19 protein-coding genes and 1 pseudogene are annotated in these 20,114 nt (G+C 56.0%); 17 read left to right on the top strand and 3 right to left on the bottom strand.

Translation table 11 applies throughout. From position 1 onward, the window contains the following. Nucleotides 1-127: 127 nt before the first annotated feature. Both fabB and COO59_RS17475 read left to right on the top strand, forming a co-directional pair. Nucleotides 128-1,345, top strand: coding sequence for a beta-ketoacyl-ACP synthase I (fabB, locus tag COO59_RS17480; RefSeq protein WP_103061016.1), 1,218 nt, complete (start codon nucleotides 128-130; stop codon nucleotides 1,343-1,345). 330 nt (nucleotides 1,346-1,675) lie between these two features. Continuing rightward, complete coding sequence (locus COO59_RS17475; protein WP_103061015.1) at nucleotides 1,676-2,863, top strand: MFS transporter; 1,188 nt, start codon at nucleotides 1,676-1,678, stop codon at nucleotides 2,861-2,863. Between the two features lie 30 nt (nucleotides 2,864-2,893). Here COO59_RS17475 and pdxR read toward each other — a convergent pair whose 3' ends face one another. Then, on the bottom strand, nucleotides 2,894-4,318 hold the full coding sequence (gene pdxR / locus COO59_RS17470; RefSeq protein ID WP_103061068.1) for a MocR-like pyridoxine biosynthesis transcription factor PdxR: 1,425 nt from the start codon (nucleotides 4,316-4,318) through the stop codon (nucleotides 2,894-2,896). Nucleotides 4,319-4,405: 87 nt separating this feature from the next. On the opposite strand from pdxR, the gene COO59_RS17465 reads away from it, so the two are divergent. Then, the gene (locus COO59_RS17465; RefSeq protein ID WP_103061014.1) at nucleotides 4,406-4,858 is read left to right on the top strand and encodes a rhodanese-like domain-containing protein; all 453 of its coding nucleotides are present in this window, start codon (nucleotides 4,406-4,408) and stop codon (nucleotides 4,856-4,858) included. Here COO59_RS17465 and flk read toward each other — a convergent pair whose 3' ends face one another. After that, complete coding sequence (gene flk / locus COO59_RS17460) at nucleotides 4,859-5,896, bottom strand: flagella biosynthesis regulator Flk (RefSeq protein WP_103061013.1); 1,038 nt, start codon at nucleotides 5,894-5,896, stop codon at nucleotides 4,859-4,861. Nucleotides 5,897-6,097: 201 nt separating this feature from the next. Continuing rightward, nucleotides 6,098-7,000, bottom strand: a complete 903-nt coding sequence (locus COO59_RS17455; RefSeq protein WP_103061012.1) for a DMT family transporter — start codon at nucleotides 6,998-7,000, stop codon at nucleotides 6,098-6,100. 128 nt (nucleotides 7,001-7,128) lie between these two features. On the opposite strand from COO59_RS17455, the pseudogene COO59_RS17450 reads away from it, so the two are divergent. From COO59_RS17450 to COO59_RS17390, 14 genes and pseudogenes are all read left to right on the top strand, one after another. Further along, nucleotides 7,129-7,677 (top strand): annotated as a pseudogene (locus COO59_RS17450) (AraC family transcriptional regulator). A 61-nt stretch (nucleotides 7,678-7,738) separates the two neighbouring features. Further along, nucleotides 7,739-8,872: a 4-phosphoerythronate dehydrogenase PdxB gene (gene pdxB / locus COO59_RS17445; RefSeq protein ID WP_103061011.1), complete on the top strand. Its 1,134-nt coding sequence runs from the start codon at nucleotides 7,739-7,741 to the stop codon at nucleotides 8,870-8,872. A gap of 104 nt (nucleotides 8,873-8,976) precedes the next feature. Continuing rightward, the gene (locus COO59_RS17440) at nucleotides 8,977-9,987 is read left to right on the top strand and encodes an aspartate-semialdehyde dehydrogenase (protein ID WP_103061010.1); all 1,011 of its coding nucleotides are present in this window, start codon (nucleotides 8,977-8,979) and stop codon (nucleotides 9,985-9,987) included. Continuing rightward, nucleotides 9,987-10,799: a tRNA pseudouridine(38-40) synthase TruA gene (truA, locus tag COO59_RS17435; RefSeq protein WP_103061009.1), complete on the top strand. Its 813-nt coding sequence runs from the start codon at nucleotides 9,987-9,989 to the stop codon at nucleotides 10,797-10,799. Before COO59_RS17440 ends, truA begins: the two co-directional genes overlap by 1 nt. Before the next feature lie 33 nt (nucleotides 10,800-10,832). Continuing rightward, nucleotides 10,833-11,495, top strand: coding sequence for a DedA family protein (locus COO59_RS17430; RefSeq protein WP_103061008.1), 663 nt, complete (start codon nucleotides 10,833-10,835; stop codon nucleotides 11,493-11,495). 147 nt (nucleotides 11,496-11,642) lie between these two features. Then, complete coding sequence (gene accD, locus COO59_RS17425) at nucleotides 11,643-12,554, top strand: acetyl-CoA carboxylase, carboxyltransferase subunit beta (RefSeq protein ID WP_103061007.1); 912 nt, start codon at nucleotides 11,643-11,645, stop codon at nucleotides 12,552-12,554. A gap of 67 nt (nucleotides 12,555-12,621) precedes the next feature. Next, complete coding sequence (folC, locus tag COO59_RS17420; protein ID WP_103061006.1) at nucleotides 12,622-13,896, top strand: bifunctional tetrahydrofolate synthase/dihydrofolate synthase; 1,275 nt, start codon at nucleotides 12,622-12,624, stop codon at nucleotides 13,894-13,896. Continuing rightward, nucleotides 13,886-14,578, top strand: a complete 693-nt coding sequence (gene dedD / locus COO59_RS17415) for a cell division protein DedD (protein ID WP_103061005.1) — start codon at nucleotides 13,886-13,888, stop codon at nucleotides 14,576-14,578. Before folC ends, dedD begins: the two co-directional genes overlap by 11 nt. 177 nt (nucleotides 14,579-14,755) lie before the next feature. Next, nucleotides 14,756-15,241 (top strand): colicin V production protein, encoded by a 486-nt coding sequence (cvpA, locus tag COO59_RS17410; RefSeq protein WP_103061004.1) that lies wholly within the window; start codon nucleotides 14,756-14,758, stop codon nucleotides 15,239-15,241. 36 nt (nucleotides 15,242-15,277) lie between these two features. Beyond that, nucleotides 15,278-16,795, top strand: a complete 1,518-nt coding sequence (purF, locus tag COO59_RS17405; protein WP_103061003.1) for an amidophosphoribosyltransferase — start codon at nucleotides 15,278-15,280, stop codon at nucleotides 16,793-16,795. Between the two features lie 112 nt (nucleotides 16,796-16,907). Beyond that, nucleotides 16,908-17,387, top strand: a complete 480-nt coding sequence (locus COO59_RS17400) for a nuclear transport factor 2 family protein (protein WP_103061002.1) — start codon at nucleotides 16,908-16,910, stop codon at nucleotides 17,385-17,387. 239 nt (nucleotides 17,388-17,626) lie between these two features. After that, nucleotides 17,627-18,301, top strand: a complete 675-nt coding sequence (locus COO59_RS17395) for a DUF8093 domain-containing protein (RefSeq protein ID WP_103061001.1) — start codon at nucleotides 17,627-17,629, stop codon at nucleotides 18,299-18,301. 2 nt (nucleotides 18,302-18,303) lie between these two features. Continuing rightward, the gene (locus COO59_RS20805; RefSeq protein ID WP_133158620.1) at nucleotides 18,304-18,540 is read left to right on the top strand and encodes a hypothetical protein; all 237 of its coding nucleotides are present in this window, start codon (nucleotides 18,304-18,306) and stop codon (nucleotides 18,538-18,540) included. A 192-nt stretch (nucleotides 18,541-18,732) separates the two neighbouring features. Continuing rightward, nucleotides 18,733-19,164, top strand: a complete 432-nt coding sequence (locus COO59_RS17390; RefSeq protein ID WP_103061000.1) for a hypothetical protein — start codon at nucleotides 18,733-18,735, stop codon at nucleotides 19,162-19,164. Nucleotides 19,165-20,114: the final 950 nt, after the last annotated feature.

Raw genomic sequence — 20,114 nt, 5'->3', positions numbered from 1 at the left:
ATTTTAGCGAGAGCGGTCACATCAAGCAAATTTACACAAGTATTTTGCTGATCGGACTTGTTCGGCGTACAAGTGTAAGCTAGAGTGCCTGTCAAAACCTAATTATGATGATGGAAGAGGTATTTTGATGAAACGTGCAGTGATTACTGGCCTGGGGATCGTTTCCAGCATTGGCAACAACCAGGAAGAAGTCCTGGCATCTCTGCGTGAAGGCCGCTCTGGCATTACCTTCTCTCAAGAGATGAAAGATTCCGGCATGCGTAGTCACGTCTGGGGTAACGTTAAGCTCGATACCACCGGCCTCATCGATCGCAAAATTGTGCGTTTTATGAGTGATGCGTCCATTTATGCTTATCTTTCTATGGCCGAAGCGATTAAAGACGCTGGCCTGAGCGATGAAACTTACCAAAATAATCCGCGCGTGGGTCTGATTGCCGGTTCCGGCGGCGGTTCTCCGCGTTTCCAGGTATTTGGCGCTGATGCCATGCGCAGCCCGCGCGGCCTGAAAGCCGTAGGCCCGTACGTGGTGACCAAAGCGATGGCCTCCGGCGTTTCCGCCTGTCTGGCGACGCCGTTCAAAATCCACGGCGTTAACTACTCAATCAGTTCCGCCTGCGCCACTTCTGCGCACTGTATTGGTAACGCGGTAGAACAAATCCAGCTGGGTAAACAGGATATCGTTTTTGCCGGCGGCGGCGAAGAGCTGTGCTGGGAAATGGCCTGTGAATTTGATGCGATGGGCGCGCTTTCCACCCGCTATAACGAAACGCCGGAAAAAGCATCCCGTACCTATGATGCTAACCGTGACGGCTTTGTAATTGCAGGCGGCGGCGGCATGGTCGTTGTCGAAGAGTTAGAGCATGCGCTGGCGCGCGGTGCGCATATCTATGCCGAGATCGTTGGTTACGGCGCGACCTCCGACGGCGCTGATATGGTTGCGCCGTCAGGTGAAGGCGCGGTGCGCTGCATGAAAATGGCGATGCAGGGCGTAGATACCCCAATCGACTATATCAACACGCACGGGACTTCTACGCCGGTTGGCGATGCGAAAGAGCTGGGCGCGATCCGTGAAGTGTTTGGCGAAAATCAGCCGGCCATTTCCGCAACCAAAGCCATGACCGGTCACTCGCTGGGCGCGGCAGGCGTACAGGAAGCGATCTACAGTCTGCTGATGCTGGAACATGGTTTTATCGCGCCGAGCATTAACGTTGAAGAACTCGATCCGGTGGCGGAAGGGATGAATATTGTCACTATGCCGACCGAACGTAAGCTGACGACGGTAATGTCTAACAGTTTCGGCTTTGGCGGCACCAACGCAACGCTGACGCTGCGTAAATATCAGTAACAGCATGATAAACAGCCCGGCGAAAGCCGGGCTTTTTTTTATCTGTTATCCGTGGATTACTCGCTTTTTTGCGAGTCGGCGCGCACTTCTGTCGCCATAAGAAAGAAATTCGGGCGGGGCTATTGTTGCTGCGCGCCTGACTCCATTACACTGCCGACGCTGGCGGCTCTCGCGTTTAGCTTTCTGTCAGCATCCCCGTAAACAATATCGTCATGATATTACGTAAGCGTTTACGTTAACCAACGCACCCATGTCAGCGCTCTGGGCTGGCGATATGGGCGCGCATGGCTAACCGGCGTGCGCCCGCAATATTCAGGAGTTACGTGACGAATGTCTGAGACGACAGTCAACACTTCACGGGGTACGGCTTTTCTTGCCTGTACCTCCTTCGCTGTATTTTTAACCTATCTGACCGCTGGCCTGGCGCTGCCGGTTATTCCGCTATTTGTGCATCAGGAACTGGGCTACAGCAACGTTATGGTAGGCGTGGCGGTGGGCATACAGTTTTTCGCCACGCTGCTAACGCGTGGGCTGGCCGGAAAGCGGGCCGATCGCCACGGCGCAAAAATCACTACCCAGCAGGGCATGGTGGCGATCGCCTTCGTTGGCGTTGCCTATTTGCTGGCGGCTCAGCTTGCGCTGCCTGCGGCGGGGAAATTCGCTCTGCTGGTGGTGGGACGCCTGCTGTTGGGTTTTGGCGAAAGCCTGCTGTTAACCGGTAATCTGATCTGGGGACTGGGGCTGGTGGGGCCAAAGCGCTCCGGCCTGGTAATGTCCTGGAACGGCATGGCCATCTACGGCGCGCTGGCGGCTGGCGCGCCGCTGGGGCTGTGGATCCATGCCCGCTGGGGGTTTAGCGGGTTGGGCATCGTCGCGCTTATGCTGCCGTTGATTTCCCTGGCGTTGAACGGCGGGATACGCGCGGTGCCGACCCAGGCTGGCGAGCGTCCTTCGCTGTGGCGCGTAGTAGGGCAAATCCTGTCGCCGGGCAGTGCGCTGGCGCTGCAGGGCGTAGGCTTTGCGGTAATTGGCACCTTTACCTCGCTGTGGTTTGCTGAACGTCACTGGGGCAACGCGGGCTTTGCTCTGAGCGCCTTTGGCGGCGCTTTTGTATTGATGCGCATCTTTTTTGGCGGCTTACCCGATCGTCTGGGCGGGATTCGCGTTGCGGTGATTTCGCTGGCAATTGAAGCGGCTGGGCTGGTGCTGCTGGGATTCTCGGTCAACGGCTGGATGGCGCTGGCGGGTGCGGCGCTGACCGGCTGCGGCTGTTCGCTGGTGTTTCCGGCGCTGGGCGTTGAGGTGGTGAAGCGCGTAGCGCCTCAGGTGCGCGGCACGGCACTGGGGGGATTTGCCGCCTTCCAGGATATTGCTTACGGCATCAGCGGACCGCTGACCGGCCTGCTGGCGACTTCGCTGGGTTACGGCTCAGTTTATCTGGCCGCCGCCGCGTGCGCCGTGCTCGGTATGTTGCTGTCGCTGTTGATGTCGCGTCAGGCAAAAACGCAACCTGCGTAATGATACGCCGCTGCCAACGGCGCGCTGGCATTAAAAAAGGGCCGCCAGTCGGTTCACGCCGCTAATAATTTCCGCGCGTTCCAGCGCGGAAAAACCCAGCAGCCAGCCCTGCTGTTCCGGCAGATTGTTAAGCCAGCAGGGAGCCAGGCGCGGCAATATTAGCTGCGCCGCCGTCGCCCGCGCGGTTAGCTCAGCTTCATCTCCCTGGCGCAGTAAAACCGTCAACTGCAGGCCGCCACGACAGGGCAAAATATCCAGCCGTTCGGACAACAGAGCGGTAAGCCGTTCCTGCAGCAAATCACGGCGGCTGTGATAAAGCTGGCGCATCAGCCGCAGGTGCGCCGCGTAGTGGCCCTGCTCAATAAAGGCAGCGGTAACCGCCTGCGGCAGCTGCGCGCTGTGCCCATCCATCACGCTACGTAAACGGATCAGCGGCATAACCAGCGGTTCGGGCACCACCATCCATGCCAGACGCAGCGAAGGAAATAGCGATTTAGAAAAAGTGCCAAGATAGATGGTGCGCTGCGGCGCCAGCCCCTGCATTGCGGGCATCGGTTGCGCGTCGTACCAAAATTCGCTGTCATAATCATCTTCAATAATCCAGCTTTGCTGCTTTTCCGCCAGCGCCAGCCATGCCAGCCGACGCTCAAGGCTAAGCGCCGATCCGCCAGGGTACTGGTGCGAAGGCGTCAGATAAATAAGCCGTGGCGAACCGTCGCCGGGAATGGCTCCCTGCTCATCAACCGCCACGCCGGTAACGCGCGCGCCGGCGCTATGAAAAGCGTGGCGCGCGCCGGGATAGCCGGGATTTTCCATCCATATTTCTTCACCGCTGTCGAGCAGCAGCAGCGCCAGCATCTGTAACGCCTGCTGTGAGCTGGTCAACACCAGCAGCTGCTCCGGCTTACAGCGCACGCCACGCGCCTGGCCCAGATAAGTGCTTAATGCCTGGCGCAGCGGCAGCCAGCCCTGCGGATCGCCATAGCGCATCAGAGCGTTGCCGTGCAGCTTCTGCTGTCGTGCTGTGAGCCTGCGCCACAGATCGTGAGGAAAAGCGCGCAGTTCCGGCGAGCCGGCGGCAAAGGCGTAAGGAAACGGAGGATCCTGACAGCCTCCGCTGGCAACCACCGCCGCCGCACGCGCTGAAGGTGTAAAGGGTAACGCGGCGGTTTTCCTGCTGACGGAAGGCGATCGTACAGTAATGGCGACAAAGGTTCCCTGACCGGTTTTGCGGCACAGATAGCCTTCGCTTTCCAGCTGACCGTAGGCGGCTTCCGCCGTTACCCGTGAAAGCTTTAGCTCAGCGGCCAACAAACGGGAAGAGGGCAGGCGGCTTCCTGCCGGCAAACTGCCTTCGCTGATGGTCTGACGCAGCGCGCTACAGAGACGATCGCGACGGGTCGTGCCCGTTTGGACGGCGTACAGCATTGAAATTCGTGCGCTAAGCGAAGCCATAATGGGTCTTATCAGCAGAGAATAATTGGTATCAGTTATCATACCGACGTAACGGTATGATGGCAGAAAAACTACCGGAGAAAAAACATGTCAGTGACTTCCAGCGTTCTCGCTTTTCCCCCACCTGCCGCGGATGTCAGCGCCGCCTGGCTGGCGCATAAACTGGCTTATTACGCTGATGCATGGGACGTAGCCGAAGACTTAGCCAACGGCGTGACGGAGATTGTCGTGATCGATGCGCGTTCAGCGCAGGCCTGGCAGGCCGGACATATCTGCGGCGCGGTTCATTTTCCGCATCGTGATATGACGCCGGAAAGCCTGGCGCGCCTTGACCGCAGTAAGGTGTATATCACCTACTGCGATGGTATTGGCTGTAATGGTTCGACTAAGGCGGCGTGGAAGCTGGCCAGCGCCGGGCTGCGGGTAAAAGAACTGATCGGCGGACTCGATTTTTGGCGACGTGACCAGCATCCGGTTGTCACGGGAGATAGCCCCGGCGAATGGCCGCCGCAGGCTACGGCCCGTGACTGTGGCTGTTAATCAGAACAGCAGCCACAGCAGGCCGATAACCAGCAGCACGATCAGCGCCGCCAGCGCGGGCCGGTTTGCCAGCGGCTGCAGCGGAGCCGGAAGCCACGGAACCAGCGGATTATAGATGGGCTGCGGATTAATATCGCTGGCTGCCCGCTGCGTATCGCTTTCGCTGATGCGTTCGGCGCGGCGGGAAAACAGCAGGTTCAGCAGATCCTGCGCCTGGGCGGTGGTAAGGATGGACTGCGGCGTCGCCTGGAAATTCTGCTGGCTGTACTCTTCCAGCATCTGTTGTTCAACGCGATCCAGCGGATGCTTCAGCGCCGTCTCCAGCATATGCAGCGTCGGCGCATGCTGCTGGCTCAGCGTCTGGCGAACCTGCAGATATTGCGTAAGCAGCGGAAAGTGGCGTAACGGGATCGGATCGCCGCTTTTCAGGCCGACCAGCTTCAGGGCCGATGACCAAACCGTTGAGGATTGCTCGCCGGTTGCGGCCGCCAGCTTGACCACCTGCTGATTCAGCGTCTGATGTTCTGCGGGCAGCAGCGAACGATCGCTATTGCGCGTCAGCTGCGGCTGCGGAATGGTCATTTGGCCGTTCTGCAACATTGTCAGCACCTGACGCAGCTGATCCTGCGACAGCGAACTGAGTACCGTATGACCAAACTGCTGGCGAATAAAATCGCTGACGGCCTGGCGATTATTGCCCTGCGGCAGCAGCTCGGTCAGCTGCTGTAGCAGTTGACGCGTGGCGTGATTATTTTGTACCTGCGTAAGTCTGCCATTAAGAAAATTTTCGGCGACGGGGAAGTGACGCGACTGCAGCTCGGCATCGTTTTTCACCCCAACCTCGCGGCGTAACCCCGCCCACAGCTCAGGCGCCTTTAAGGTACTCAGCGACATAATGCGCACCACTAACCGTTCCAGCGTAGTGCGCTGGCCGGGCGAGAGCGGCTGCTCGCCCGGCGTGCCGCCGCCGCGAGGGGGCGGGCCGGATACAGTGGTGCGATCGCCCTGGGGCGCGCCGGGGCCAGTAAGAGGTTGCATGGCGGAATCCTTAAAACGGCAGGTCAATATCCGGGGCGCGCCGGAAAAGTAGAATAGTCGGCTATGATACCAATCCTGGCGGGGAAAATGTAGAGAGTCAGGCCGGATAATTCACCGCTGGCGGCGTTTATCGCGGACCGATGCGAAGGCTTATCGGCATCGGCCCGATGAAGTGCGGAAAAAGCGTGCAATCTCAGCCTGTCAGGCAGCCGGATCGCTGGCCGTACGACGTGCGGACATCAGCGGTATGCGCAGGCGCTGCGCCACAATCACCCCAAGCAGCGTAATGCCGCCGCCGATAAAATGATAGCTGTGCAAGGTTTCATGCAACAACAGCACGGCAATCACGGCGGTAAATATCGGCACCAGGTTCATAAAAATACTGGTGGTGCTGGCGCCCATGCGCAGTACGCCCTGGATCCACAGGAACGGCGCGATAATGGAGGCGGGAATACCGGCAAACAGCACCAGCGGAATATTCTGAGCGGTCAGGCTGACATCTGGCGCGCGTAAAAAGCCGGGGATTAACAGCAGCACGCCAAAGAAAATCTGCATATACAGGCTTTGCCAGCCCGGCAGGCTAAGCGCCCAGCGCCGGGTCAGTACGCCATACAGCGCATACGAGGCTGAAGCGGCAAACATCATCAGTTCACCTTTGCCCATGCCGTGCGTCAGCAGCTGAGCCGGGTTCCCCTGGCTTACCAGCCAGATCAGCCCGCCAAACGAGAGCAGGCTGCCCAGCAGGATGCCCACCGTCGGCGCGACGCGCAGAATAACCACGCTTAACAGTACCGTCAGCAGCGGGATCAGCGCGTTCAGGATGCCCATAAACAGGGCGGTCACGCTGTGCGCCGCGTAATAGGTCAGACACTGATACAGCACCATACCCAACAGGCCAAGCACCAGCAGCTTCCACCCTACCTGCGCCACCGCGCGGCGGTTGCGCCAGACGGCGGGCAGCACAAAGGGCGTTAGCGCCAGCAACGCCAGCAGCCAGCGATAGAAGGAAATCGCCGCCGGATCGATAGCGCCGGCGGAAAGCTTGCTGACAATGGCGTTAATCGACCAAATCAGCACCGCAAACAGGGGAAATAAAAAGCCCATGATAGTTTCATCGTCTCTGAATCGATGTTGCGCAGTGTACGCTTATCCGTTTTCAGACAGATAGTTAAAATCGGACAAAATTTATCACCGACCGGACAGTTTGTCGCCCGGCGCAAACCGGAGGAGAAATGGTTCAGCTTGTTTATCAGGAACCGGACTTTGCCAGTGATTTTCGTTTTTTCCTGCGTTATGAGCAAACCAACGCCCGCACGGAATATTTGCCGCATGCGCACCGCTGGGGGCAACTGATTTTTGTCGAGGGGAACGTGTTACAGATTGAGGTGGAAGGCAAACGCCTGCTGACGCCCGCTGCGTTTCCGGTCTGGATCCCGCCCGAACACCAACATGCCAGCTACAACCATAAGCATACCCGGCTGCTCACCTTTAATATCGCCGTTGAATGTTGTACCGGCATGCCGCAGCAGGCCTGCCTGATCCAGAGCGGCCCGATCGTTAAGGCGATTATGGCGGATTTTGCGGCGCGGCAGCTGCATCTGCCGCAGACGTCCGCTGATTTGCGCCTGTGCGAAGTGGTGCTGGAATAGGGGAAGCAGGTGCAGGATATTGCGCTGGAACTGGGCTACAGTTCATCTTCCGCGCTAATTGTCATGTTTCAGCAGCAGGCCGGCACCACGCCGGAGCGTTACCGGGCGCGCCGACGGCACGTCGCAGCATGAATTCCGTCCCTGGATATGGCAACATAACCGACAATTTTTCAGTCGATGCAGGAAAGCCGTTGTGAAAATTCTGGTAGATGAAAATATGCCTTACGCCCGCGAGCTGTTTAGCCGTACCGGGGAGGTAGTCGCAGTGCCCGGTCGGCCGGTTCCCACCAAGGCGCTGAAGGATGCCGATGCGCTGATGGTGCGCTCGGTCACCAAAGTGAATGAGGCGCTGTTGGGCGGCAAAGCGATAAAATTTGTCGGCACCGCCACTGCGGGCACCGATCATATCGATGAGGATTTTCTGGCGCGTGCCGGGATCGGCTTTTCCGCCGCGCCAGGCTGTAACGCTATCGCCGTGGTGGAGTACGTCTTTTCCGCGCTGCTGATGCTGGCGGAGCGCGACGGCTTTCAGCTCACCGATCGCACCGTGGGGATTATCGGCGTCGGCAATGTCGGCGGCCGGCTGCAAAAACGGCTGGAAGCGCTGGGTATTAAGACGCTGCTGTGCGATCCGCCGCGTGGCGATCGCGGCGACGCGGGCGATTTTTATCCGCTGGAAAAGCTGGTGGCGGAAGCGGACATACTGACATTCCATACGCCGCTGCATAAAGACGGGCCTTATCAAACGCTGCACCTGGCGGATGAGGCGCTGCTGCAGGCGCTGAAGCCGGGATCGATTTTAATCAACGCCTGCCGCGGGCCGGTGGTTGATAACGCAGCGCTGCTGCGGGTGCTGCAACAGCGCCGCGATTTAAGCGTGGTGCTGGACGTGTGGGAGCCGGAGCCGGATCTAAACGTGGCGCTGCTGGAGCGGGTGGATATTGGCACCGCACATATTGCCGGCTATACGCTGGAGGGGAAAGCGCGCGGCACCACGCAGGTTTTTGAAGCCTGGACCCGCTTTATTGGCCAGGCGCAGCAGGTGGCGCTGGAGACGCTGCTGCCCGCGCCGGAGTTTGGCCGCATTACGCTGCACGGGCCGCTCGATCAGCCAACGCTAAAACGTCTGGCGCATCTGGTGTATGATGTGCGCCGCGATGATGCGCCGCTGAGAAAAGTCGCAGGTCAGCCTGGCGAATTTGACCGCCTGCGCAAACAATATCTGGAGCGCCGCGAATGGTCATCGCTGCGGGTAGAGTGTGACAACGCTGAAGCGGCGGCGCTGCTGCAAAAGCTGGGCTTTAACGCGGTCCATCAGCCAGCATAACCCTTATTATTTCGTCGGCGCTTATCGCTGGGGAATAATCTGAATCAACGGGCGGTGAATATCACCGCCTTCTGTTTTTATGTCATTGTCTGGAGTAAACCAACATGTCTGACGGCTGGAATATTGCGCTTTTAGGCGCGACAGGCGCAGTAGGGAACGCTTTACTGGAGCTGCTGGCCGAACGCCAGTTCCCGGTTGGTGAAATGTATTTGCTGGCAAGCGAGCGCAGCGCCGGTGAAAGCGTGCGGTTTGCCGGGCAGTCATTGCGCGTTCAGGACGCCAGTGAATTTGACTGGTCGCAGGCGCAGCTGGCGTTTTTCGTTGCCGGTCGTGAGGCCTCGGCGCGCTACGCGGATGAAGCCGCCAGCGCCGGTTGTCTGGTCATCGACAGTAGCGATCTGTTTGCTCTCGAACCGGACGTGCCGCTGGTGGTGCCGGATGTCAATCCGCAGGTGCTGGCGGATTACCGTAACCGCAATATCATCAGCGTTGCGGACAGCCTGACCAGTCAGCTGCTGAGCGCCATCAAGCCGCTTACCGATCTGGCCGGCATCGGGCGACTGCAGGTGACTAATCTGCTGTCGGTATCGGCGCACGGGAAGGCGGCGGTGGATTCGCTGGCGGGCGAAAGCGCACGTCTGTTGAACGGCCTGCCTGCCGAAGAGCATTACTTTGGCCGTCAGCTGGCGTTTAACCTGCTGCCGCAGCTGCCGGACACTACGGGCAGCGTGGCAAGCGAACGTCGGCTGGTCGAACAGGTGCGTAAAGTGCTGCAGGACGAGGGATTGCCGATTGCTGTCAGCAGCGTGCAGGCCCCGGTGTTTTATGGCAATGCGCAGGTTGTGCATCTGGAAAGCCTGCGTCCGCTTTCGGCGGAAGAGGCGCGCGATGAGCTGTCGCGCATCGATGAAATCGTGCTGGCGGATGAAAACGACTATCCGACGCAGGTTACCGATGCCTCTGACAGTGCCAGCCTGAACGTGGGCTGCCTGCGTAACGATTACGGCATACCGGAGCTGCTGCAGTTCTGGTCGGTGGCCGATAACGTGCGCTTCGGTGGCGCGCTGATGGCGTTAAAAACCGCTGAGAAGCTGGTACAGGAGTATCTGTACTAATGACGCAGGCGGTTAACCCGAACGTTTATAAACTGGCGCTCGGTATTGAATATGACGGCAGCCGCTATTATGGCTGGCAGCGGCAGCAGGAGGTGCGTAGCGTACAGGCGCGTCTGGAGCAGGCGCTGTCGCAGGTGGCGAACCATGAGGTGACGGTATTTTGCGCCGGACGCACCGATGCGGGCGTACACGGCACCGGCCAGGTGGTGCATTTTGAAACCACCTCGCTACGCAAAGATGCCGCCTGGACGTTGGGCGTAAACGCGAATTTGCCGGACGATATTGCCGTGCGCTGGGTAAAGGCGGTGCCGGAAGAATTTCATGCACGCTTTAGCGCTACGGCACGGCGTTATCGCTATGTTATTTATAATCACCGGCTGCGTCCGGCGATTTTGCACGGCGGCGTCACGCATTTTCATCTGCCGCTGGACGTGGAAAAAATGCACCGCGCCGGACAGTGTCTGCTGGGCGAAAACGACTTTACCTCGTTTCGTGCGGTACAGTGCCAGTCGCGTACGCCGTGGCGTAACCTTATGCACCTTAACGTTAGCCGCCACGGCGGTTATGTCGTGGTGGATATTAAAGCCAACGCGTTTGTTCATCATATGGTGCGCAATATCGTGGGCAGCCTGCTGGAGATCGGCTGCGGCAATCAGCCCGAAGGCTGGATGGCTGAGCTGCTGGCGGCCAAAGATCGCAAGCTGGCTGCCGCGACGGCAAAAGCGGCAGGACTTTATCTGGTCGCCGTTGATTATCCGGCGCATTTTGCTTTACCCCGGCCTCCGATGGGGCCGTTGTTTCTCGAAGATTAACTTTCAGGCGCTGCCGCTCACTAAGGAAGAGTTATGGATCTAATCCGTTTTGTTGTCGATTTTATCCTGCATATTGATGTCCATATGGCCGAGCTGGTGGCGCAGTATGGCATCTGGGTATACGCCATTCTGTTTCTGATTTTGTTCTGCGAAACCGGACTGGTAGTAACGCCGTTTTTACCCGGCGATTCACTGCTGTTTGTCGCAGGCGCGCTGGCGGCGCTGCCGGATAACGGTCTCAACGTGCATATGGTGGCTGCGTTGCTGGTGGTCGCCGCGGTGCTGGGCGATGCGGTTAACTACACCATTGGACGGCTGTTTGGCGAAAAGTTATTCAGCAATCCCAATTCGCGTATCTTCCGCCGCAGCTATCTGGATAAAACCCACGCTTTTTACGAGCGTCACGGCGGAAAAACCATTATTCTGGCGCGCTTCGTGCCGATCGTTCGCACTTTTGCGCCGTTCGTCGCGGGCATGGGACATATGTCTTATCGCCATTTCGCGCTGTTTAACGTAACCGGCGCGCTGCTGTGGGTGCTGTTGTTCTCCTATGCGGGCTACTTTTTTGGCGCCTTGCCGATGGTGCAGGACAACCTGAAACTGTTGATTGTGGCTATTATCCTGGTATCGATACTGCCGGGCGTAGTGGAAGTGTGGCGTCATCGCCGTGCGGCCCGTCAGCAAAAACAGCCTTAAGCCATCGGCGCTAACGGGTATGACCAGATTTTTATCCACAGCGCGTAATGGTTATGGTTTAATAAGCGACATTTATGGTCTGCTGAAGACGGCTTCAGCAGCAACAAGAAAAACTGGTCTCACCAGGTTCAAACAGAAAGGTCATCAATGAGCTGGATTGAACGAATTCTCAATAAGAGCACAATTACCCCGTCGCGCAGAGCAAACATTCCTGAAGGGGTCTGGACAAAATGCGACAGCTGCGGGCAGGTGCTTTACCGTGCCGAGCTGGAGCGCAACCTGGAAGTTTGTCCAAAATGCGACCATCACATGCGTATGCACGCGCGCGAGCGCCTGCAGAGCCTGTTAGATCAGGGCACGCTGGTTGAGCTGGGCAGCGAACTGGAACCGAAAGACGTTCTCAAGTTCCGCGACTCCAAAAAGTATAAGGATCGTCTGGCTGCGGCGCAGAAAGAAACCGAAGAGAAAGATGCGCTGATCGTCATGAAGGGCACGCTGCACAGCATGCCCATCGTGGCCGTCGCGTTTGAGTTTGCCTTTATGGGCGGCTCAATGGGCTCAGTGGTCGGCGCGCGTTTTGTCCGTGCCGTAGAGCAGGCGCTGGAAGATAACTGCCCGCTGATCTGTTTCTCCGCCAGCGGCGGTGCCCGTATGCAGGAAGCGTTAATGTCGCTGATGCAGATGGCGAAAACCAGTGCGGCGCTGGCGAAAATGCGCGAGCGCGGTCTGCCTTATATCTCCGTATTGACCGACCCGACCATGGGCGGCGTCTCCGCCAGTTTCGCCATGCTGGGCGATCTGAACGTGGCGGAGCCGAAAGCGCTGATTGGCTTTGCCGGCCCGCGCGTTATTGAGCAGACGGTGCGTGAAAAACTGCCGCCGGGCTTCCAGCGCAGCGAGTTCCTGATTGAAAAAGGCGCGATCGATATGATTATTCGCCGTCCGGAAATGCGCTTTAAACTGGCAAGCCTGCTGGCGAAAATGCAGAATCTGCCTGCGCCGCTATCTGACAGCGATGAGCCGTCAGATCAGCCGAAAGCGGAGAGCCAAGAGGCCTGACAGATGATGGAAAGGCGCCGTTAACGGCGCCTTTCACCAATGAACCGTAACCTTGTGAACGGGATCCATGGAAAATCTTCACCTTCCTCAAGCCACGTCGCCTCTGGCCGCGTGGCTTTATTATCTTGAGCGTCTGCATACGCAGGCCATCGATCTCGGTCTGACGCGCGTTGAACGCGTAGCCCGCACGCTCGATCTGTTAAAACCCGCCCCCTTTGTTTTTACCGTTGCCGGCACTAACGGCAAGGGCACCACCTGCCGTATGCTGGAAACGCTGCTGATGGCCGCCGGTTACCGGGTTGGCGTTTATAGCTCACCGCACCTGCTGCGCTATACCGAACGGGTGCGTATCCAGGGCGATGAGCTGCCGGAAGCGGCGCATACCGCCAGCTTTGCCGCTATCGAAGCGGGGCGCGGCGAAACCTCGCTCACCTATTTTGAGTTCAGTACGCTATCGGCGCTGCAGCTGTTTAAACAGGCGGCGCTGGACGTGGTGATTCTGGAAGTGGGGCTGGGCGGCCGTCTTGACGCTACCAATATCGTTGATGCGGATGTGGCGGTGATCACCAGCATTGCGCTGGATCATACCGACTGGCTGGGCCCGGATCGTGAAAGCATTGGCCGTGAAAAGGCTGGCGTTTTCCGGGCTACCAAACCCGCGGTGGTTGGCGAGCCTGATATGCCGCAAAGCATTGCCCTGGTCGCGCAGGAAAAAGGCGCGCAGCTGCTGCAGCTGGGACGCGACTGGAGCTGGCAGCCGCAGGAGAGCGGCTGGCGTTTCAGCAACCCCAGCGTGACGCTGGAGAATCTGCCGCTGCCGCAGGTGCCGCTGCCTAACGCGGCGACGGCGCTGGCTGCGCTGAGCGCCTCCGGGCTGAACGTCAGTGAAGCGATCGTTCGTCAGCAGCTGGATAAAGCCGTGCTGCCGGGGCGTTTTCAAACCGTGGCGCAGCAGCCGCAGGTGATTCTGGACGTGGCGCATAATCCACATGCCGCAGGCTACCTGGCCGGACGGCTGGCGCAGCTGCCGAAATCGGGGCTGGTGCACGCGGTAGTAGGCATGCTGCATGATAAAGATATTGCCGGTACGCTGGCGTGTCTGGCTCCTCAGGTCGATCGTTGGTATTTAGCGCCGCTGGAAGGCCCGCGCGGCGCCAGCGCGGCGCAGCTGATGGCCGAGCTGACAACGGATCGGGCGCTCGCCTTTGGTTCTGTCACCGCAGCCTGGCAGGCCGCCATGCAGCAGGCAGCTGTACAGGATATTGTGCTGGTATGTGGCTCGTTCCATACCGTGGCACAGGTCATGGAAGCGATAGAAATGGAGAAGGGCAGTGGCAAGTAAGTTTCAGAACCGCTTAGTCGGCACGGTCATTCTGGTCGCCGTTGGCGTTATCGTACTGCCGGGCCTGCTTGACGGGAAAAAAAAGCATTATAAAGAAGAATTCGCGGCGATCCCGCTGGTGCCGAAGCCGGACGATCAGCAGGACAGCGATATGGTGCCGCCGGTCACGCAGTCGCTGCCCGCTCAGCCGCCAGAGGGCGCAGGGGCGGCGATCGGGGGCGACAGCAATCGTCCACAGCAGTCGGGCGATAACGGCGCTGCCGTACCGCAGCACAACAGCGAACCATCGGTAGTCGCACCGCCGCCGGTAGTTCAGTCGCCGCCAAAGGTGAAAACGGAACAGCCGAAGCCCAAACCGGTTGAGCAACCGAAGCCGAAACCGGCAGAAACGCCAAAACCGGTGGAAGCGCCGAAACCGGCAGAGCAAACGGCTCCGACGGGTCAGGCCTGGATGGTGCAGCTGGGCGCGCTGAAAAATGCGGCGAAGGTGAACGAGATTGTGGCGCAGCTGCGTCTCTCCGGCTATCGTGCCTGGACCGTGCCGTCAACGCCGGTGCAGGGACAGATTACCCGCATCTACGTTGGCCCGGATGCCTCAAAGGCCAAAATGCAGGCGGCGGTAGGCGAACTGAAAAGCCTCTCCGGCCTGAGCGGCGTGGTTAAACCTTACAGCGCGCGTTAAAGAACGGGTACTGCAGCGGATCCCGAACCGGGTATTGCCGCTGCGCCCGTAACCGCTGCGGTTTTTTTGCCCGCTTTTTTATTTTTATGGGATGGGGAAAACGCTACGCAAACGTTTTCTTTTTCTGTTAGAATGCGCCCCGAACTGGATGCAGGGGCATTGTCGCTGGAAGAGTTCATGGTCTGGATAGATTACGTCATCATTGGGATTGTTAGTTTTTCTGCTCTTGTCAGCCTGATCCGTGGGTTTGTTCGGGAAGCTTTATCTCTTATCGCCTGGGGATGCGCATTCTTTGTTGCCAGTCATTACTATCCCTTTCTTGCTGTCTGGTTCACCGGATTTAACGAGCCGCTGGTGCGCAACGGCATCGCCATCGCAGCGCTCTTTATTGCTACTCTGATTGTCGGAGCGATAGTGAACTATGTGATTGGCTCGCTGGTCGAAAAAACGGGTTTGTCGGGAACCGACAGAGTACTGGGTGTCTGTTTCGGGGCGCTGCGCGGCGTGCTAATCGTTTCAGCGATGCTGTTCTTCCTCGATACCTTTACCGGCTTTTCCAAAAGCCCTGACTGGCAGCAGTCTCAACTGATCCCTGAGTTCAGTTACATCATCAGATGGTTCTTTGACTATATGCAAAGCACGTCGAGTTTTTTACCCCGGTAATCGCGCCGGGTGTGCGGCTAATGAGGATATGACAACATGTGCGGTATTGTCGGTATCACCGGTTTTATGCCGGTCAACCAGTCGATTTATGACGCGTTAACGGTGCTTCAGCACCGTGGGCAGGATGCCGCAGGCATTTGTACTATCGATGCGCTGAACTGTTTCCGTCTGCGCAAGGCGAACGGGTTGGTAAACGATGTGTTCGAAGCTCGCCATATGCAGCGTTTGCAGGGCAATATGGGCATCGGTCATGTGCGTTACCCTACCGCCGGTAGCTCCAGCGCGTCCGAAGCGCAGCCCTTCTACGTCAACTCCCCGTACGGTATTACCCTGGCCCACAACGGCAACCTGACCAACGCGCATGAGCTGCGTAAACAGCTGTTTGAAAGCGGCCGTCGTCACGTTAATACCACCTCCGATTCTGAAATCCTGCTGAATATCTTTGCGCAGGAACTGGATCGCTGTCCGCATCATCCGCTGGAAGCGGACGATATTTTCTCCGCCGTTGCCGCCGTACATCAGCAGGTGCGCGGCGCCTACGCCTGCGTGGCGATGATTATCGGGCACGGCATGGTCGCCTTCCGTGATCCTAACGGTATCCGTCCGCTGGTTATGGGCAAACGTGAGCTTTCTGAAGGCCGCACCGAATATATGGTGGCCTCGGAAAGCGTGGCGCTGGATACGCTGGGCTTTGAGTTTCTGCGTGACGTGGCGCCGGGCGAAGCGGTATATATCACCGTAAACGGCCAGCTGTACACCCGTCAGTGCGCTGAAAACCCACGTAATAATCCGTGCCTGTTCGAATATGTCTATTTTGCTCGCCCGGACTCTTTCCTTGATAAGATTTCGGTCTACAGCGCCCGCGTACGCATGGGCACCAAGCTGGGAGCGAAAATCGCGCGCGAATGGGAAGATCTGGATATTGACGTGGTCATTCCGATTCCGGAAACGTCCACCGACGTGGCGCTGGAAATCGCCCGAATCCTTAATAAACCCTATCGTCAGGGCTTTGTGAAAAACCGCTACGTTGGCCGCACCTTTATCATGCCGGGCCAGCAGCTGCGCCGTAACGCGGTGCGCCGTAAGCTGAACGCCAATCGCGCCGAGTTCCGCGATAAGAATGTGCTGCTGGTGGATGATTCTATCGTGCGCGGCACCACTTCAGAGCAGATCATTGAGATGGCACGTGAAGCAGGCGCGAAGAAGGTCTATCTGGCCTCTGCGGCGCCGGAGATTCGCTTCCCGAACGTCTACGGCATCGATATGCCGAGCGCCACCGAGCTGATTGCTCACGGTCGTGAAGTAGAAGAGATTCGCCAGCTGATTAAAGCTGATGCGTTGATCTTCCAGGATCTCGACGATCTGATTGAGGCGGTACGCGAAGAGAATCCGGACATTGATCAGTTTGAATGTTCAGTGTTTAACGGCATTTACGTCACTAAAGATGTCGATCTACAATATCTGGAGTATCTGCAATCGCTGCGCAATGACGATGCCAAAGCGCTGGCGCGTCAGAATGAGGTTGAAAGCCTCGAAATGCACAACGAAGGTTAATCTTCGCAGCGGGCCGGTTATCCGGCCCGCGCTTTTTCCACCGTATCCCTTCAGTTCTGCTGCTGTTCTTATCCATGCTTTAACAGGCCGATCGTTTATATCAGGAGAAAACATGTCGGAAGGTATTGAAAGACGCGTCCCTTTGCCGCCTTTTACACGTGAGACCGCTATTGAGAAAGTGCGTCTTGCTGAAGATGGCTGGAACAGCAGAGATGCAGATAAAGTCTCGCTGGCTTACAGTAAGGATACTTACTGGAGAAATCGCGCAGAGTTTGTGACCAGTCGAGAAGAGGCGGCAGCCCTGCTGCATCGGAAATGGCGAAAAGAACTCGATTACCGATTGATTAAAGAGCTGTGGGCTTATGAAGGCAACCGGATTGCGGTGCGTTACGCCTATGAGTGGCATGACGATGCCGGCAACTGGTTCCGTTCTTACGGTAATGAAAATTGGGAATTCGATGAGAACGGTTTAATGACTCATCGCTATGCCAGCATTAATGACCTGCCTATCCGCGAAGAAGATCGCAAATATTTCTGGCCGCTTGGGCGTCGTCCTGACGATCATCCTGGCCTCAGTGAGCTCGGTTTATAACAACGTATCACAGAGCAAGAATATATTTAACGCCTCATATCATGCTGCTGACTGACAGGGCTAAAAGCCGTTTTATTGGCCCTGACCGTAGAAATAAAGCAGGTAAGCCCTTCTGATATAACTACATGAACCATTTAGTTTAGCGCATAAGTGATTGATATATATTGATTTAATCGTTGATATCAGCGCCGGGATGTGCAATCGTTCATCCAGCAATTTTCATCATAAGGATATGATGTATGAGCTTTAGCCTGCCCGGAAGCGATCTTTATTATCTGCCTCGTGACAACCTTTCCCCGGAAAAATATGAAGAGATTATCAGCCCTGTTTTTGCATGGCCGAAAATCGACAGTAAATATATTTTTGACGACAGTATGCATTTCGGTTTTCAGCTGATTAATATGCAGGAACGCGCCTTTAACGGTTATACCAATCAGCTGCCGCCGCACGGGCCGCAGGCGCGTGAAAAACTGAAAAACATGATCTACCATGGTGAAGTGGTGATGCTGGACGGTTTTTCTGGGTCAAAAGGCGGGCTGTTTTATATCAATGAGCATGGCGAACTGATTTGCCGCGATCCGCTGGCGTTTAAGTTTGACGGGGCGCAAGCCGTCATTCGTGAATATACAAGATCGGTCGCCCGCCGGGACTACAGCAACAAAGGCGGTAAACCGCGCCCCACCGCGTTACCTGAACGTTCATCCGGCATTAAACAGCCCGCTCCGCTGAGCACCATTAACAGCAAAGCCGCCGGACGGCTGCTGGCGGCTGGCGGGATCTATAACGGTAATCCTGAAGGGTTCAGACAAGCCGCACAACAGCTCGGCGGCGATGCGCCTGCCGGTTATGACCAGATGATGTCTGACCAGGCTAAAGGCTTGCTTATTGCGGGTGCTTCTGTTGCCGTTGTTTGACAATGGGGCGTGTAAATGTTGCAGTTGGTAAATCTACTGTAAAAACGAGGCTTGCTGCGGTTAATCCTTTAAAACAAATGGAAAAGGCAACCGTGCAGGTTAAAGGTTTGGGTAATGTTAATGAATTTCTCTCCTCACAATCAGCAAACATCAGTAGGAAGCTGGGGGCGAAGATTGGACAAGGACGTTTACCCTATTCGGCGAGTAAAGCTGGAGTGGAGCATGCAAAAAAACCATAAAGGAAACATTAGAAAACGCAACGCAGATCAGCACGGTAATTCCGCGTTCTTCTGTTCGGGGTAACTATGATTTAATTCATGTTTATAGTGAAAAAACGAATAGCACCGTCAGTTTAAGAGTTTTTTCTGATAATAAATATGAATTTGATACGCTAATTCCTGAAAAATCATCGAAATTTTAACGGAGTTGATATGTTGATTAATGAATTTTTTAAAGATTTCAGGTTTCGTTCTTTTTTGATCGAGAACGAGTTAGTTTGCCGGATGCTAACATTGTTTTTCCAGGTTTCATCTTCTGGCTGGGTGTCATTAACTATCGATGAAGGTATTTTGAGCTGGTCAGTTGAAGATTCAGAGCCGATGCTGTTGCATATCAAAAACATTGACGATGCGTTTGCATACCCCATAGAAACCGCTGTTGAGTTCAATAAATATCTTGGCAAGAAAATAACTAACATATCTGAGTACAGACTGGAAGGCATCGAAGAGGGTTGCGTTGGTGTTTATGTTGAATGTGATGATGAAGGATTTAGTGTTGTAGAAAAGGACGGCTGCTTGTTTTTATTTGACGGTATATACCAGAATTTTCAAGAAAAAACCTTTTTATCCAGGTTAGATATTTAACATTGGTGTTTGGGTGCCTGGTAGAGGTAGCCGGTAGTTCTTACCTTCCTTGTCTTGCCTTTTAGACGGTTAAGTTACGGTAGCTGGACAGTAGGGGAAGGAGAGGGGTTGGCAGTGGATGCGGGCCTCCTGCGGCCTGGGAAGGCACGGGCGGAGGCCCCAGGGATGGGTTTATGCCGTCCCGCCGGAACTGCCCACCCCTCGACTGACCGGCACGAACCGCCTTTAAGCTAACCGGCACGAACCGCCCTAAATATAAACGATAAAAGCTATTCTTCATAACTTTGCGAACCGCTCCACAATTTACAAAAAACTTCACAATAAAATAATAAATCCTTCTAACCCGAACCGTCTCCAACCATGGTTAAGCAATGTTTTTCATCATAAGGATATGATGTATGAAATTCAGCCTGCCCGGAATTGATGTTTATTACCTGCCTCGCGGCAATCTTGGAACGGGAAATTATGATATGGATAACGATTTTGAAATAATTTTATAGTGATTTTAATTATGAAAAAATTACCGTAGAAATTTCATTCAGAGATCACATTCTTTGTTAATTAAACAAAGATAAGGGGCCTGATAATATTGAAGTTGAGTTTTTTGCTGACGCCAGGGTATTAGCTGAACAAAATGCAATGAAATTTAATTTGAATAACTTTTTGGCCGTCCTGGTAGAAGCAACGGAAGCGCTGAAAATGACTTAGCTAATGTAAGTCAATCCTCTGAGATTTTATTGGATAAATAGCCTGTTAAATTCAAGCTGTTGGCCCAAATGGGTTCCTGACGCAGGGAACCTCACACAGTAGTAACTCTGTGCCGTATGCAGGAACGCGCCTTTAACGGTTATACCAATCAGCTGCCGCCGCACGGGCCGCAGGCGCGTGAAAAACTGAAAAACATGATCTACCATGGTGAAGTGGTGATGCTGGACGGTTTTTCTGGGTCA

It is taken from the genome of Mixta theicola (assembly GCF_002895925.1).
Classification (GTDB): Bacteria; Pseudomonadota; Gammaproteobacteria; order Enterobacterales; family Enterobacteriaceae; genus Mixta; species Mixta theicola.
This window is presented reverse-complemented; position numbering and strand designations above follow the sequence as displayed.